The 14,336-nt window shown below is 51.4% G+C and carries 11 protein-coding genes, 1 tRNA gene and 1 pseudogene; 11 read left to right on the plus strand and 2 right to left on the minus strand.

The features are described from left to right. Positions 1-5 precede the first annotated feature (5 nt). The 3 genes from PRZ02_RS05620 to PRZ02_RS05630 all read left to right on the plus strand — a co-directional run bounded on the left by PRZ02_RS05620 (position 6) and on the right by PRZ02_RS05630 (position 2,736). Entirely contained in the window at positions 6-1,784 is a 1,779-nt protein-coding gene (locus PRZ02_RS05620; RefSeq protein ID WP_449464844.1) for a ribosome biogenesis/translation initiation ATPase RLI, read from the plus strand. Next, entirely contained in the window at positions 1,774-2,604 is an 831-nt protein-coding gene (locus tag PRZ02_RS05625) for an ARMT1-like domain-containing protein (protein ID WP_449464845.1), read from the plus strand. The genes PRZ02_RS05620 and PRZ02_RS05625 overlap by 11 nt, the downstream gene beginning before the upstream one ends. 44 nt (positions 2,605-2,648) lie before the next feature. Then, positions 2,649-2,736, plus strand: a tRNA-Lys gene (locus PRZ02_RS05630). Between the two features lie 189 nt (positions 2,737-2,925). Here the strand turns inward: PRZ02_RS05630 and PRZ02_RS05635 are convergent. Both PRZ02_RS05635 and PRZ02_RS05640 read right to left on the minus strand, forming a co-directional pair. After that, positions 2,926-3,786, minus strand: a complete 861-nt coding sequence (locus tag PRZ02_RS05635; protein ID WP_449464846.1) for a V0D/AC39 family V-type ATPase subunit — start codon at positions 3,784-3,786, stop codon at positions 2,926-2,928. A 50-nt stretch (positions 3,787-3,836) separates the two neighbouring features. Next, on the minus strand, positions 3,837-4,214 hold the full coding sequence (locus PRZ02_RS05640) for a hypothetical protein (protein ID WP_449464847.1): 378 nt from the start codon (positions 4,212-4,214) through the stop codon (positions 3,837-3,839). Between the two features lie 118 nt (positions 4,215-4,332). Here PRZ02_RS05640 and PRZ02_RS05645 point away from each other — a divergent pair, with 118 nt between their 5' ends. The 8 genes and pseudogenes from PRZ02_RS05645 to PRZ02_RS05680 all read left to right on the plus strand — a co-directional run. Continuing rightward, a complete protein-coding gene (locus PRZ02_RS05645) occupies positions 4,333-4,566 on the plus strand; it encodes a DNA-directed RNA polymerase subunit H (RefSeq protein ID WP_449464848.1) in 234 nt (77 codons plus the stop codon). Position 4,567: 1 nt separating this feature from the next. Further along, on the plus strand, positions 4,568-8,041 hold the full coding sequence (locus PRZ02_RS05650) for a DNA-directed RNA polymerase subunit B (protein WP_449464849.1): 3,474 nt from the start codon (positions 4,568-4,570) through the stop codon (positions 8,039-8,041). Continuing rightward, positions 8,038-10,707: a DNA-directed RNA polymerase subunit A' gene (locus PRZ02_RS05655; RefSeq protein ID WP_449464850.1), complete on the plus strand. Its 2,670-nt coding sequence runs from the start codon at positions 8,038-8,040 to the stop codon at positions 10,705-10,707. Before PRZ02_RS05650 ends, PRZ02_RS05655 begins: the two co-directional genes overlap by 4 nt. 1 nt (position 10,708) lies before the next feature. After that, the gene (rpoA2, locus tag PRZ02_RS05660; RefSeq protein ID WP_449464851.1) at positions 10,709-11,944 is read left to right on the plus strand and encodes a DNA-directed RNA polymerase subunit A''; all 1,236 of its coding nucleotides are present in this window, start codon (positions 10,709-10,711) and stop codon (positions 11,942-11,944) included. A gap of 104 nt (positions 11,945-12,048) precedes the next feature. Next, entirely contained in the window at positions 12,049-12,480 is a 432-nt protein-coding gene (locus PRZ02_RS05665; protein ID WP_449464852.1) for a NusA-like transcription termination signal-binding factor, read from the plus strand. Between the two features lie 55 nt (positions 12,481-12,535). Then, the gene (locus PRZ02_RS05670) at positions 12,536-12,958 is read left to right on the plus strand and encodes a single-stranded DNA-binding protein (RefSeq protein WP_449464853.1); all 423 of its coding nucleotides are present in this window, start codon (positions 12,536-12,538) and stop codon (positions 12,956-12,958) included. A gap of 336 nt (positions 12,959-13,294) precedes the next feature. Further along, a complete protein-coding gene (locus PRZ02_RS05675) occupies positions 13,295-13,465 on the plus strand; it encodes a hypothetical protein (RefSeq protein ID WP_449464854.1) in 171 nt (56 codons plus the stop codon). Positions 13,466-14,027: 562 nt separating this feature from the next. Next, a pseudogene (locus tag PRZ02_RS05680) lies at positions 14,028-14,336 on the plus strand (hypothetical protein); the annotation flags it as partial.

Genomic DNA, 14,336 nt, shown 5'->3' on the forward strand with positions numbered 1-14,336 from the left:
TTGACTTGAGGCTTGCAGTGGTGGACGACGAGCTTTGTAACTCGAAGATATGCGGTATCCCATGCGTTACCTTTTGTCCTGTTAATCGTATAGGCACCAAGACCGTGTGGATAGCTGAAAACGGGAAATCGAGGATCAACGAGCAGACCTGCATAGGCTGTGGGATATGCGTTCACAAGTGCCCTTTTGGCGCCATATCAATAATTAACGTGGCGGATTATTGGGGAAAAAAGCTCGTCCACAGGTACGGCGAAAACGGCTTCGCGCTTTACGGCCTGCCAGAGGTCAAACGCGGGTTCGTTACCGGCATCATAGGTAGGAACGGGGCTGGAAAGAGCACGTCACTTAAAATACTGGCGGGAGAACTTCAGCCGAACCTCGGTGGCAACGGAGGTAGCCTTCTCGACTTGTTCAAGGGATCGGAGCTGAGGCAATATTTCTCTGATCTTGGCTCTGGTAAGCTGAAGATATCGGTGAAGCCGCAAATACTGACGCTAGAGGAAGATGACCCATATATGCAAAAAACGGTGAATGAGGTCATTTCCTCATATAACGATGAGCGTCTAAGGTCGCTGACTAAGGAATTCGCCCTCGACTTGCTGGGCGAGAGAAGGCTGGGGCAGCTAAGTGGCGGCGAGCTTCAGCTTCTCACTCTGGCCATAGCTCTCTCGAAGGATGCAGATGTTTACCTGATCGACGAACCATCGAGCTATTTGGACGTTTTTCAGAGAATGGAGGCGGCAAAAAAGATAAGGGAAACCGTTGGCAGAGGTAAAAGTGGGGTTGTCATAGAACATGATCTCATAGTCTTGGATTATCTTTCGGATTACGTCTCCGTGGTCTACGGCTCACCTGGGGTATTTGGAATGGCAAGTAGGAGCTATGGCACAAGAAATGGGATTAATAACTTTCTCAGGGGATTTCTGCCCGATGAGAACACGCGGCTTAGAGAAGGTGCCATAGACTTCTTTGATGTGGGCATGGGGAAGGAGGAAGTTGGAAGGGTCATATTTTCTTGGGAGAAGCTAAGGAAGAGACTTGGTGATTTTGAGCTCACAAGCGATGGCGGAGAAGCCAAAGAGGGATCGGTTACAGCGCTACTGGGCAGGAACGGGATAGGAAAGACCACGTTGGTAAAGATGCTAGCCGGCATAGTTGAGCCAGACGAGGGAGCGGTGCCGACGGCTGGACTGAGGATATCGTATAAACCTCAGATGCTTAGACCTGTGGATATGCTCGTCTCAGACGTTATGGAGGCCGTAAAAGATTCCCTTGGTAAGGACTACTATAAGACCGAGGTGTTTGAATCTCTGGGGATAGATAAGCTTTGGAATAGAAATGCTAAGTCCTTGAGTGGCGGTGAGTTGCAGAAGGTCGCAGTTGCCCTTTGCTTGGGTAGAGATGCTGAGGTCTATCTCCTGGACGAGCCAAGCGCTTTCCTCGACGTTGAGGAGCGGCTTAGGGTCGGTAAAGCCATAAGAAGGGTCATGGCCATAAGGAGATCAACGGGCTTCATAGTTGATCACGACCTCTTGCTGCTCACTTCAACATCGGATTCCATGATCGTTTTTGAGGGAGAAAGCGGCAAGAGAGGGCATGCTCGCAAGCCAGTGAAGGTTCTGGACGGGGTGAACCACTTCTTGAAGGAGGTTGGGATCACCATGAGAAGAGATCCGGAGACGGGCAGGCCAAGGGTTAACAAGGAGGGAAGCATATTAGATAGGCAACAAAAGGAAAGCGGTGCATACTTTATGATATCGGTGGGTGCTGAAGTTGAAGGTTAGAGCTGATTGCGCCCCGTGCCTGATAAACAGAGCGCTGAGCGCCCTTGACAAGAGCGGAATCAGCGAGGAGGCTAAGTTTAGGGCAATGACGTTCTTAATTCAGTCGCTGGCAAGTCGTTATAACGAAGAAGCGGTGCCCGCGTTTCTGGAAAAGGATGACATGGATTTTATAAAGGAGTTTACGGGATGCAACGATCCCTACGCTGAGGTCAAGTCCAAGGCTTACCTCATAGCCAAGAAAGTGGCCGAAAAAGTTGTTGTAGATTACGGCACCTGGAGCGAGAAAAACCTACGTCATCTGATGGAGCTGGCGGTTGCTGCAAATGGGCTTGAGTTTGACGTCAAGGGTTATGAGTTTGATCCATCATCACTTGAAAGGCCAATGCCGCTTGCCATAGATGATATACATTATCTGTGGGCGCAAGCGGCGAGCTCAAAGGTTATAGCCTACGTTTTGGACAACGTTGGAGAGCATGTCTTTGACTTAATGGCGGCTAAGTATTTATCAACGCACATTGAGGTACACGTTTATGCCAAGTCAACCCCGCTTTTGAACGATGTGACAAGGGACGAGCTATCGCGTGATCTGCTACCTCCCCTAAGGGCGCATTACTACGAACCCAGGGCGGTTGGAATAACTTGGGACGATTTTGATGATGATTATGACTTCGTGATCGCTAAGGGGATGGCCAACTACGAGACCTTGACGGAGGGTAAATCCATGTTTCCCGTTTATCACGCGCTGAAAGTAAAGTGCAGGCCGATGGCTTTATCGCTGGGGGCGCCTCTGCTCTCTGGTGTGGTTAAGCGCAGACAATAGATGTATCTGACAGAACACTTAAAAAGCATGTCAAACAAAATCTTGGGCTCGTAGCTCAGCACGGTAGAGCGACGGACTCTTAACCCAGTGGGGGAGATCCGTTGGCCGTGGGTTCAAATCCCGCCGAGCCCGCTAATCATAAAAAATCACTGATCCTTTTTCTTTGCATCTTTTTCCTTGGATTTGCTTTTGCAAGGCATAAGCTCTTTTATAACGGCCTTATAAACGCAACGAATGAGGCCGTTCCATCGGCACAAACAGGTGAGGCTTTGGCTTTCAAGAGCTTTGAGGAGCCCAAATTGTGTAAGGAGCCTGCCCTTTTCACGCGCGCGTGGTTTCCCGAGCTTGGGAATTCACGCCGTAAAGCTTCTGCAGGAATATCTCGCTTACCTCTTTGGCCTCCACCTCCTTGAGAATGAAGGCGGCTTGTGCCGGTGCCGGGCTAAATTGATTTCTGTGTGCTTCATTGCGCGCCCATTCTAGCATTGAACTAGCGTATATTTCCTCTCCTGCGGCCACATTTTCGGGGTAACGTTTGCGTTCCATCACGCTTAGGAAGCTCTCTTGAAGCTCTCTGCTTGAGGCGATCCCTATTTCGAGCTTTTTTCCATACTCCTTTCCGATTACCTGCGTCTTAACGGCATACCACGCCAAAGTCGGAAAAATGAATCCTGAGAGCTCATACCTTTCGCAGTCCGCCAGCGCGTTAAAGCTCGACACGAGCTGACGTATGTAGGCGTGGTCCACGGCAATGGTAAGGTCCACAGGGTCGTGGCTCTTTTCGAAGGAATCAAAAGAGCTCTTGACATCGTTCCACGGATTTGGAAGCGACTCAACGTAGCTCTGAAGGGCCGATGGGTCAGCATTAGTTGCCCTAGCCGCGAGCTCCGATTTAAGTTCCTCGGCGTTCCAATGCAGAAGGTAGGACGATAAGTAGGATCTAGCGCGCTTTGGGGCATAAGGTAAGACCTGCGTTTCTGCATTAATTACCGACCTCTTGAATGCGGCGTAAAGCTCATCGGCGGAGCGCGCAGAAATGCGCGCTACATCTCTGTAGGGCGTATTTTCTAAAGCAGAGCGGAAGCTGACTACGTCTGATCTCCTAAGTTCATCTAGCGTGACCTGGGGCAAGAGCGTTGAGCGCAGGGCAGAGACGGCGGAGGTCAAGGCCGCATAGGACATGCGGGGGAGTCTCCCTAATTCCTGGCCGCGTTTCGGCGTCGCGATCAAGTCTAGTCAGCCTTACTTCCTGTGATTAGCTCGAAAAGTGCCTTGATGGCCTTATCTAGGTTTCTTTCTGAGCTTTTCCTTATTTTCTGTACCTCTATCTTACCTTTTTCTGCGATGACCTTAGCCTCACTTTCAGCGCGTTGACGCGTCTGATTTAACGTGACTTCCTCATATTGTTTTTCAAGGGCTTTCTCCTCTTCCTCGAGCCCCGCTGCCAGAGCTTGAGCTCTCCTCATTACTTTAAGCGAGTCCTCTTGAGCCTGAACGGATATCTTCGAGGCCAGCTCTTCAGCCTCCTTAAGCTTGTCTTGAAGTTGCCTTAGAGGGCTCGGCTGTAGCTTTTCGCTCACGGCTTGATCAGCGCTTTGTCCCATCATCATCGCCCAGTTTCAATTATGGTTAGCTAAAAAGCCTACGCCTTAGCTCATAACTTGAACAGAAAAATTTATTAGATAGGGGTATTATTTTACCGCCTAGTAGGCATTATGGGTCTTAGATTTGACCAGATTAGATATATCTCGGCATGTGCTAGTATCAACGCACATATTGTTAACAAAGGAGGAGGCGGAAAAGGTAATGAAGGAGTTAGGGGTTACTCCCGACGACCTACCGAAGATCACCACAAGGGATCCCATGGTTAAGTACCTTAAGGCGAAAAGGGGCGATCTAATAAAGCTGGTTAGGAATAGCCCCACCGCCGGGCAATCTGTAAGTTATAGGGTAGTGGTTTGATTTGGAAAAAAAACAGTCTTTGGGTTGGTATGCCCTGCAATCTTTCGTCAAGGAGAAGGGCTTGGTTAGACAGCATCTGGATTCGTATGAGTCGTTTCTGAACTCTCTAATGCAGCAGGTCGTAGATTACTACCGTGAAGGAGTCGATGTCCCGGGAAAGAACCTCAAGATATGCTTCGGAAAAATCTCCGTTGACACCGACCCCCACCTAATAGAGGCGGATAGGACCATGATAACTGAGCTTGACCCAGTGCAGGCAAGAATACGCAACATGGATTATTCGTTGCCCTTGATGCTTGAGATAGAGATCAGAGACGTGTCGAGGAGGGTACAAGAGGAGAAGAAACCCTCTGTTGAGAGGCCCGTGCTTGCCATGGGTCCGTCGGCGATGCCCACGACGAAGAGTTGCCAGGCCATGGGGATCCCGATCGTGAGGGAAAAGGTCTACATTGGAAGGCTCCCCGTTATGCTTAGGTCAAGCCTTTGCCCGCTTTCCAGTAAGACGCGCGAGGAACTAATATCTATGGGGGAGGATCCAGATGATCCAGGCGGCTACTTCATAATAGCTGGCTCCGAAAGGGTCATAGTATCCCAGGAGGATCTGGTCTCAAACAAGATCCTGGTTGACGTTGCCCCCAGCACCATGCCCGCGCAGTACATGGCCAAGGTATTCTCCTATTACAACGGGATAAGGAGCCCCGTGTCGCTTTTGCTAGCAAAGGACGGAAAAATGCTGGTCGAGTCGACGGCTTTTCCTGTCAGGATCCCGTTTGCGGTCCTGATGAAGGCGCTTGGCGTTGAGAAGGACAGTCAAATAGTAAACCTCGTGAGCAGCTCGCAGGAGATTCAGGACTCCCTCCTGGTCCCGCTTCAAGATGCGTCCGACATCACGTCGAAGGAGGCAGCTCTTGACTACATAGGTGGTAGACTTGCGGTGGGCCAGCCAAGGGATATCAGGATAAGGAGGGCCGAGGAGCAGATAGATGCGCGCTTCATGCCTCACCTTGGTACATCACCTGAGGACAGGCTTAGAAAGGCGGTGCACCTTGCTCTGATGGCCGAGAAGGTTCTGCAGTTCTCCAAGGGGATGAGAAAGGCTGACGACAAAGATCACTATGCCAACAAGAGGCTCAGGCTAGCCGGAGATCTTTTAGCTCAGCTTTTTGCTGTCGCATTTGCGGCTTTTGTGAAGGATTTCCAGTACCAGGTGTCTCGCTCCTTTAGCAGGATGAAGAAGGTTCCGAACCTTAATAGCCTTGTAAGGGCAGACTTGGTAACCCAGCGGTTCCAGCACGCGCTTGCGACGGGTAACTGGGTTGGTAATAAGACCGGCGTGAGTCAGCTTCTGGATAGGACTAACTACCTTTCTACGATATCCCATCTTCGTCGCGTTATTTCCCCCCTCTCGAGGAGTCAATCTCACTTCGAGGCCAGGGACCTGCACGGAACTCAATGGGGTAGGATGTGCCCCAACGAATCTCCAGAGGGGCCAAACTGTGGGCTGGTAAAGAACTTGGCCATATCAGCCATAACGTCAGTTGAGAGGGACCCTATCCCTGTGCTGCGGGCCATGGCCGACGAGGGCGTGGAGTTTCTGGATTATAGGGACAACTCCCTGTTAAAGAACGGAATAGCCGACAAGGAGGGAGCAAAGGTGTTCGTCAACGGCGTATTCGTGGGATTCTGCAAGGATCCAATTGCCCTTGCGGCCGCTTTAAGGGAGAGGAAGAGAAAGGGAAGCTTACCGTTTGACATAAGCGTGTCTTATGTGGTAACTGATTCTTTTTCTGAGGTTTACGCCTTTACCGATGGCGGTAGGATAATAAGGCCCCTGTTTGTTCTTGACAGGGACGGGAAGCTGAAGCTGACGCAACAAGAAAGGGAAGAGCTGATGACCGGTAGGATGCCCTGGTCCGAGCTAGTGAGAAAGGGTGTGGTGGAGTATCTCAGCGCTGAGGAAGAGGAGAACTCCATGATAGCGCTTTCGCTCGATCAGGCGCAGGCAAATCCCGGGAAGTACACTCACTGCGAGCTTGACTCGATAGCGCTATTGGGCGTTGTGGCCAGCCTTATCCCGTACTCAAACCATAACCAAAGCCCGAGAAACTCGTATCAGACCGCTATGGCAAAGCAGGCCATCGGCGTGTCCACCATCAATTTCCAGAAGAGGCTTGATACGCGGTCCCACGTCCTTCACTATCCTCAGCTTCCACTCGTGACGACCAAAACCGAAGAGCTAGTAGGCTTTAATAAAAGGCCGACTGGACAGAACTTCGTGGTGGCGCTTCTTTCTTACGAAGGTTACAATATAGAGGACGCTGTCATACTGAACAAGGCGTCAGTAGAGAGAGGTCTCGCGCGTTCTTCAACGTTTAGGCTTTACGAGACCGAGGAGAGGAAATACCCAGGAGGCCAAGAAGACGAAATAGGAATTCCCGATGAGACGGTAAGGGGATACCATGGAGCATCTCAGTACACTAAGCTTGATCCCACCGACGGCATAGTGTTTCCGGACAGCGACGTGGAGGGTGGAGAGGTCATAATCGGGAAGACAAGCCCATCGAGGTTCATCGAGGAGTTCAGGGAGCTTACTGGCGGAGAGGTAATAAAACACGACTCCTCCGTTTTGTTGAAACATGGGGAATCGGGAGTCGTCGATAGGGTTTACGTCACGTTGAACTTGGACGGAAGGAAGCTGGTAAGGGTCGTGGTGAGGGACTATAGGGTTCCTGAGCTTGGGGATAAGTTTGCGTCGAGACATGGCCAAAAGGGCGTTGTTGGCCTCCTCGTGCCGCAGGAGGACATGCCCTACACGGCGTCTGGTATAGTGCCTGACCTAATAATGAACCCGCACGCAATCCCGTCCAGGATGACCGTGGGGCACCTGATGGAGATGTTAGGCGGCAAAGTGGCCTCCCTAAGGGGATCGAGAGCCGATGGCACGCCATTTGAGGGTGAGACTCTAGAGCAGTTGGAGTCGCAGCTCAAGGCGTTGGGCTTCCTTCCAAGCGGGGAGGAGGTCATGTACGATGGGCGGACGGGCAAGATGCTCAGGGCTAAGGTCTACATAGGGTTGGCGTACTACCAGAGGTTGCATCACATGGTTGCCGACAAGATGCACGCAAGGGCCAGGGGACTGGTGCAGATTTTGACGCATCAGCCAACGGAAGGTAGGGCTAGGGAGGGCGGCCTGAGGTTTGGGGAAATGGAGAGGGACGTGCTTGTGGCCCATGGAGCCTCTTCGCTGTTGCTGGACAGGTTGCTTGAGTCCTCGGATAAGACCGACGTCACCATATGCGAGAACGACGGGGCAATGGCCTACTTTGATTACAAGAAGAACAGGTGGATATGCCCGATTTGTGGCGAGAAGGTTAAACCAGTAACTGTGACCATGCCATATGCCTTCAAGCTTCTTGTTCAGGAGATGGTTTCCATGGGAATTGACATTAAGATTGAACCGGGTGATCCAGTATGAGTTTGTCGGATAAGAAGATAGTTAGAGGGATAAAGTTCGGACTTCTATCACCCGAAAAGATAGTAAAGCAGGCGGTAGTTGAGATAAACAGCCCCGAGACCTACGATCAAGATGGGCTTCCAGTTCCAGGAGGACTGATGGACAGAAGGCTTGGAACGGTGGAGCCTAGTCAGAGGTGTGAGACCTGTGGGGCTAGGGCTGGAAAGTGCCCAGGGCATTTTGGTTACATAAGGTTAGAGAGACCCGTTATACATCCGGGCCTTGCCAAAAAAATACACGAAACTCTCTCATCGGTTTGCAGGGAGTGCGGTAGGATAAAGTTGCCTGACGAGGAGCTTGCGAGCTATGAAAAGCAGATGAAGGAACTCGAAGGACGTAATCCGAACCTCGCCAAGGCTCTTTCAAAGGCCATAATCAAGAAGGCCTCTTCGGTGACCACGTGCCCTCACTGCGGTGCTACCAATTATCCCATCGAGTACGAGAGACCTACCACGTTCTATGAGCAGATGGGAGGCAAGAAAGGAGAGGCATCCTCGCTTGTTCGCATACCTCCCACAGAAATCAGGATCAGACTTGAAAAGATAAACGATGAAGAAGCCAAGCTCTTGGGTTGGGATCCCGAGGTTGCGAGGCCCGAGTGGTCCGTGCTGACTTATCTTCCTGTCCCACCAATTTCCATGAGGCCTGCCATAACCTTGGAGACGGGCCTTAGGTCGGAAGATGACTTGACGCACAAGTTGGTCGACATCCTAAGGGCTAACGAAAAGCTCAAGGAGCACATTTCAAGCGGAGCACCTCAGTCAGTCATCGACGACGTCTGGGAACTTCTCCAGTATCACGTCATAACTTATTTTGACAACGAAACGCAGGGTGCTCCGTCGTCCAGGCATAGGAGCGGAAGGCCGCTTAGAACGCTGGCCCAGAGGCTCAAGGGGAAGGAAGGAAGGTTCAGGGGCAACCTTCTGGGCAAGAGGGTTGATTTCTCTTCCCGTTCGGTGATTTCACCCGATCCTTGGATAGGCGTCAATGAGGTAGGCGTGCCCATACATGTGGCCAAGATCCTCACGATACCCGAGAGGGTAACCGAGCTGAATCTAGATGAAATGAAGGAGCTGGTAAGAAGAGGACCGAACAACTATCCCGGCGCAAATTACGTCATAAGGCCCAACGGGGTGATGATAGATCTGAGGTACGTTAAGGACACCAACGAGATCGCGGAGGAGCTTGGCGTTGGCTTTACTGTTGAAAGACATTTGAGGGATGGAGACGTAGTGCTCTTCAACAGGCAGCCATCGCTTCACAGGCCATCCATAATGGGTCACATAGTGAGGGTTTTGCCGTACCGCACCTTCAGGCTTAACCCGGCCGTTTGCCCGCCTTATAACGCGGACTTCGACGGTGATGAGATGAACCTTCACGTCCCTCAGGGCAAGGAAGCCGAGGCTGAGGCCAAGGAAATACTGCTGGTAGAAAAGAACATACTATCGCCGAGATTTGGAGGGCCGCTCATGGGAGCTATACAGGACTTCATATCGGGGGCTTACATGCTTACGAGGAAGTCGGTTCTACTTGAGAGAGATGAGGTCATGGACCTTCTATATGCCGGAAACTATGAGGGGCCTTTGCCCCCTCCGGCCATAACTGTCCCGAGGCCTCTTTGGACTGGTAAGCAGATCGTTAGCCTCTTTATACCAAAGGACATCAATTACTCGTCGAAGGCCAACTCTTGTGTGGGTTGTGGTGACTGTTCCTTTGATGATTGTCCAGGCGACGGCTTTGTGTACGTTAAGAACGGAGACCTTCTAATGGGTGTGCTTGACAAGAAGAGCATAGGCGCTACAGTGCCCAACTCGCTGCTGCACAGGATAGTGAAGGACGTGGGAAACGAGGCCGGAAGGGAGTTCATGGATAAGGCCTTCAAGGTGTTTCTTAGGTTCAGTGAGTGGAACGGCTTCACCGTTGGCCTCAAGGACCTCGAAATACCCTCAGCGGTTCGGGAGGTCATGAAGAAGCGCATAGCGGAGGTCGAGAAGGACATAGACGATGCCATTGGAGCCTATGAGAGGGGCGAAGTCGAGGCGGAAGCAGGAAAGACCGCCGAGGAGGAGATAGAGGACATGATAATGGGCAAGTTGACGAAGCTAAGGGACGAGATAGGAGATATGGCAGCCAGAAACATGGATCATAACAGTCACTCATACATAATGGCGTTGACTGGTGCAAGGGGATCCGTTCTAAACCTCACTCAAATATCTGCTATAGTTGGCCAGCAAGCTTCGAGGGGTGGCAGGATAGTTCGTGGCTACACGGACAGGACGTTGCCTGTATTTGATCACGGTGATATGTCGGCGAGGGGAAGGGGATTTGTCGAGAGCTCGTTCTATGAGGGATTGGATCCGGTCGAGTTCTTCTTCCATGCCGTGACTGGAAGAGAAGGACTGGTAGACACGGCAGTCAGGACGTCCCAGAGCGGTTACATGCAGAGGAGGCTGATACACGCGCTCGAGGACCTGCACGTGGAATACGACGGCAGCGTAAGGGGGGCTGAGGGAGAGCTCATACAGGTGCGCTATGGTGACGACGGCGTCGATCCAGCCAAGAGCGATCATGGTGTGGGGGTCAACTTAGATAAGATAATTGACGATGTGGTGCAGGAGGTGAAGTGAGTTGCCAAGAAGAAAGAAAGCCGCCGCGCCATCTGATGAAACCAAACAAGAGGAGAAGGATCCAGAACTTTTGATAAAGGAGGTAAGGGAGTCAGCGGTACTCCCTGAGTCATTGCTGGATCAGGTCGAGAAGAAGGCCAAGGAAAGGGGATTGACATACGAGCAGCTGAAGTCCGTCCTCGATAGGGTCATAGCCGAGTATCAAAAGGTTTCTGTAGAGCCAGGCGAGGCCGTGGGCGTGGTTGCAGCTCAATCCATAGGCGAGCCTGGAACGCAGATGACTCTTAGGACGTTCCACTACGCGGGCGTTAGAGAACTTGACGTCACGCTTGGTCTGCCTAGGCTAATAGAGATCGTGGACGCCAGTAAGGCTCCGCGCACTCCCATGATGAGAATTTACCTTGAGAAGCCCTACTCCGAAGACAGGGAAAAAGCAATGGATGTGGCCTCAAAGATCGAAGAAACGATCCTAAGCGACCTCGTGGAGAGCGTTGAGGTGAACGGGGCTGAGCTTTCCCTGACCGTTACGCTTGATGGTGGGATGCTTCAGGACAGGAAGATAACTTTTGACGACGTGATTTCCCTTGTGAAAAAGATAAAGGGAGCTAAGGTATCATCTCAGGATGCCGATTCTGGCACGTTTGAGGTATCGCCTTCTGTGAGCGATTACAACGAGCTCATAGCCTTCCGCGAGAAGCTCCTCTCAATGCACGTGAAAGGGCTCAAGGGGATCGAGAGGGTATTCCTCTCAAGGACTAAGGGAGCTGACGGAAAAGAAGAGTACATGCTTATAACCAAGGGCTCGGACCTCGCGAAAGTTATGGAGGTGGAGGGCGTTGATACAACTAGGACCACGACAAACGACATAAATCAGGTATTTGAGGTCCTGGGCATCGAGGCCGCAAGGAACGCCATAATGCAGGAGATCATGTCAACGCTGTCGGAAGCGGGCCTTGAAGTTGACGTTAGGCACGTCGAGCTCCTTGCGGATGCCATGACCTACTCGGGCATAGTCAAGCAGATAGGGAGGCACGGGGTCGTTGGAGAAAAGGCTAGTCCCCTTGCCAGGGCTGCCTTTGAGATGACCGTGAGGCACCTGCTCAACGCTGCAATAGCCGGCGAAGAGGACCAGATAAAGGGAGTATCGGAAAGCGTCATCGTCGGGCAGCCCATACCTATGGGTACCGGAATGGTGGACCTTCGCATGAAGCTGTTCTCGAAGTCAGCCAAGAAGTGAGAAGACTTAAATCCCAAGAACGGTGATCAAATCATGAAAACCGGAATAGCGAGCAAATCGCTTCCCGAGGGGCTTAGACCCCTGTGCGTTTGAAGGGTCGAAAGATGGAATTAGAGAAGAAGGAGATAAAGCTAACACCTCAGGAGCTCAGGGCCATGTCATTGTTCTACTCCGCTACGGGAAAAGCGGCGAAAGACTGTGTCATAGACGAGGAGAACAACCGCATAATATTCTTGGTAGATCCAGCCGACGTTCCTATGGCAATTGGTAAAGGAGGCGTAAACGCGAAGAGGGCTTCGGCGTTACTTGGCAAGAGCGTCGAGGTCGTGGAGTACTCTCCGTTCTTTGAAGGGCTTACGAGGAATGCCTTGGCCCCGGTACGCGTCTTATCGGTCAAGGAGGAAAACGGAAGAGCGGTGGTAAAGGTCAGGGACGAGGACAGAGGGCTTGCCATAGGGAGCGGCGGAAAGACGGCTGCCAAGTTGAAGCTTCTGTTAGGCAGGTACTTCGGCATTAAGGAAGTGGTTATAAGGTGAGAAGCCCCTGACACCTGACAACGTTTAAATGCGCTTGGGTCTCTTAAACTGAGATATGTCAGATAACGCGATGCCGGTTATGAGAATTAGGCCTGGGTTAAATCACGTTGATGTGCTTGTTCGGGTTATAGATGCCAGGGAAAAGAGGAGCGTTGTCACGTCTACCGGGACAAAAGACATGAGCGAGGCCACGGTTGGCGATGAAAGCGGAAGGGTAAGGCTTGTGTTGTGGGGAGATAAGGCTGGTTCGCTTAAGAAGGGACAGCCAGTTCTGATTAAGAACGCGTTCGTCACGGAATTCCATGGACAGCTTCAGCTAAATGCGGGAGAATACAGTGCCGTGCTTGAAGCCAATGATTCGGCGGTGCCTGACGAGAATTCCATCCCGAAAGTTGAGCCGAGACACTCTAAAAGCGAAGGATACCGCAGAGGTCCTCGCGGGAGCAGTTTCAGGCATTGGCATTCGCGCGGCTACTGAATCGCTTGGCTTGCCACCGGATCAGGGCCCGTCCAGCGAGCAGCCTAGCACCCCTCACGCTGCTCAGGGTAATTACTAAACCAGGGCATTTAAAAAAGATGAAGGTGTTATCGGTTTTCGTTTTGTAAGGGAGTCAAGGGGAACGGAAGTCCCCTTAAGGAAACGGGAGCCCCCCTCATGGAAGTTCCACGAACCTCTAACCGTAGAGAGGCCCTTGCCAGCGGCGCTCTCCCGGTGCGGGCGGCAAGGCGAACATCCTCTGTGGATGCCGGAAAAACCAGAGCCATCGGTTAGTGCAGTTCACGTCAGCTTAATGATGAAATGAGCAGGAAAGCTTTGACCTTCGGGGAGGAGATGAATTGCGGAAATCACATAAATAGCAAAGGAAAGAACGTGAATGTGGAAAGCCCTGCGGATAAGTCCTCTAATGGAGGCATGCAGGATACTCCCACAGCAAATCCAGCCACTGGCTGGTCTGGAATGCCTCCACAGTCTGTTCCCAGGTGATAAAGGCATATCCAGATTGCACGCAGACAGGGATGCATGTAAGGGGAGCGCTGATACCCCAGAGGGGCAACGTTTGGGATAGGAACGATTCCGAAACCAAGAATGGAGGTTCCGCAAAACGCTCCCAGACCGCGAGGGATGATGGAGTAACAGGAAGCAAAAGCAGAACCTCCGTCGCTTCAGCGAGGAGAGCATGTCAGCTTTAAGAATACCCGTTAAGAATAATTCTGGAAGAAAATGAGTTGTACGCGTTAAGACAGGTTTTGCATTTGTTCGATTGCACATGGGCGGTGCTTGCGCCGGATTAAGGGGGTTGCGGTGGAACTCCAGTGCAATAACGCGATACAAGGTGATTTATCAGGACCTACGGGGCCTGCCCTGCTAGCTGGAGAGAAACCCATATTTCCTAGAAATTTTGTTCAATTAAGGTCAGCTAATCCGAAAGATTTTTTCGTCGCGTGGGAATTAACCGAAGCTTATTTCTAATATTTCTCCTGATTTGAATATTTTTTCATTTAAATTACATAAGTCTTATATATGGTTTGGTTCATTTACGGTAAAATTGGCGCAAGAACCTAAACGTAGGATGAATCTCGTGGCAATCGTTATAATTATAATAGTTGTGGCAGGAGCTGCAGGATACGCGTGGTACAGGCTTTCGCGTGAGGGAAGCAGCAGCGCTGGTTCCAGGGAAGTCGTAATAGGCCCCTCGAATCCAAACACTTTGATTGACATAGGTACTGGCGGTGTTATAACTACGCCTGATGCGTTAGATCCCGCAACGGGCTTCTATGGGGTCGATAGCGGAGTATTTCAGGCGGTATATCAGGGCCTTGTTACCTTTAATGGCTCGTCCTTAACGCAGCTAGTT

Origin of the sequence: Tardisphaera saccharovorans (genome assembly GCF_046635845.1) — an archaeon.
GTDB lineage: Archaea > Thermoproteota > Thermoprotei_A > Marsarchaeales > UBA168 > UBA168.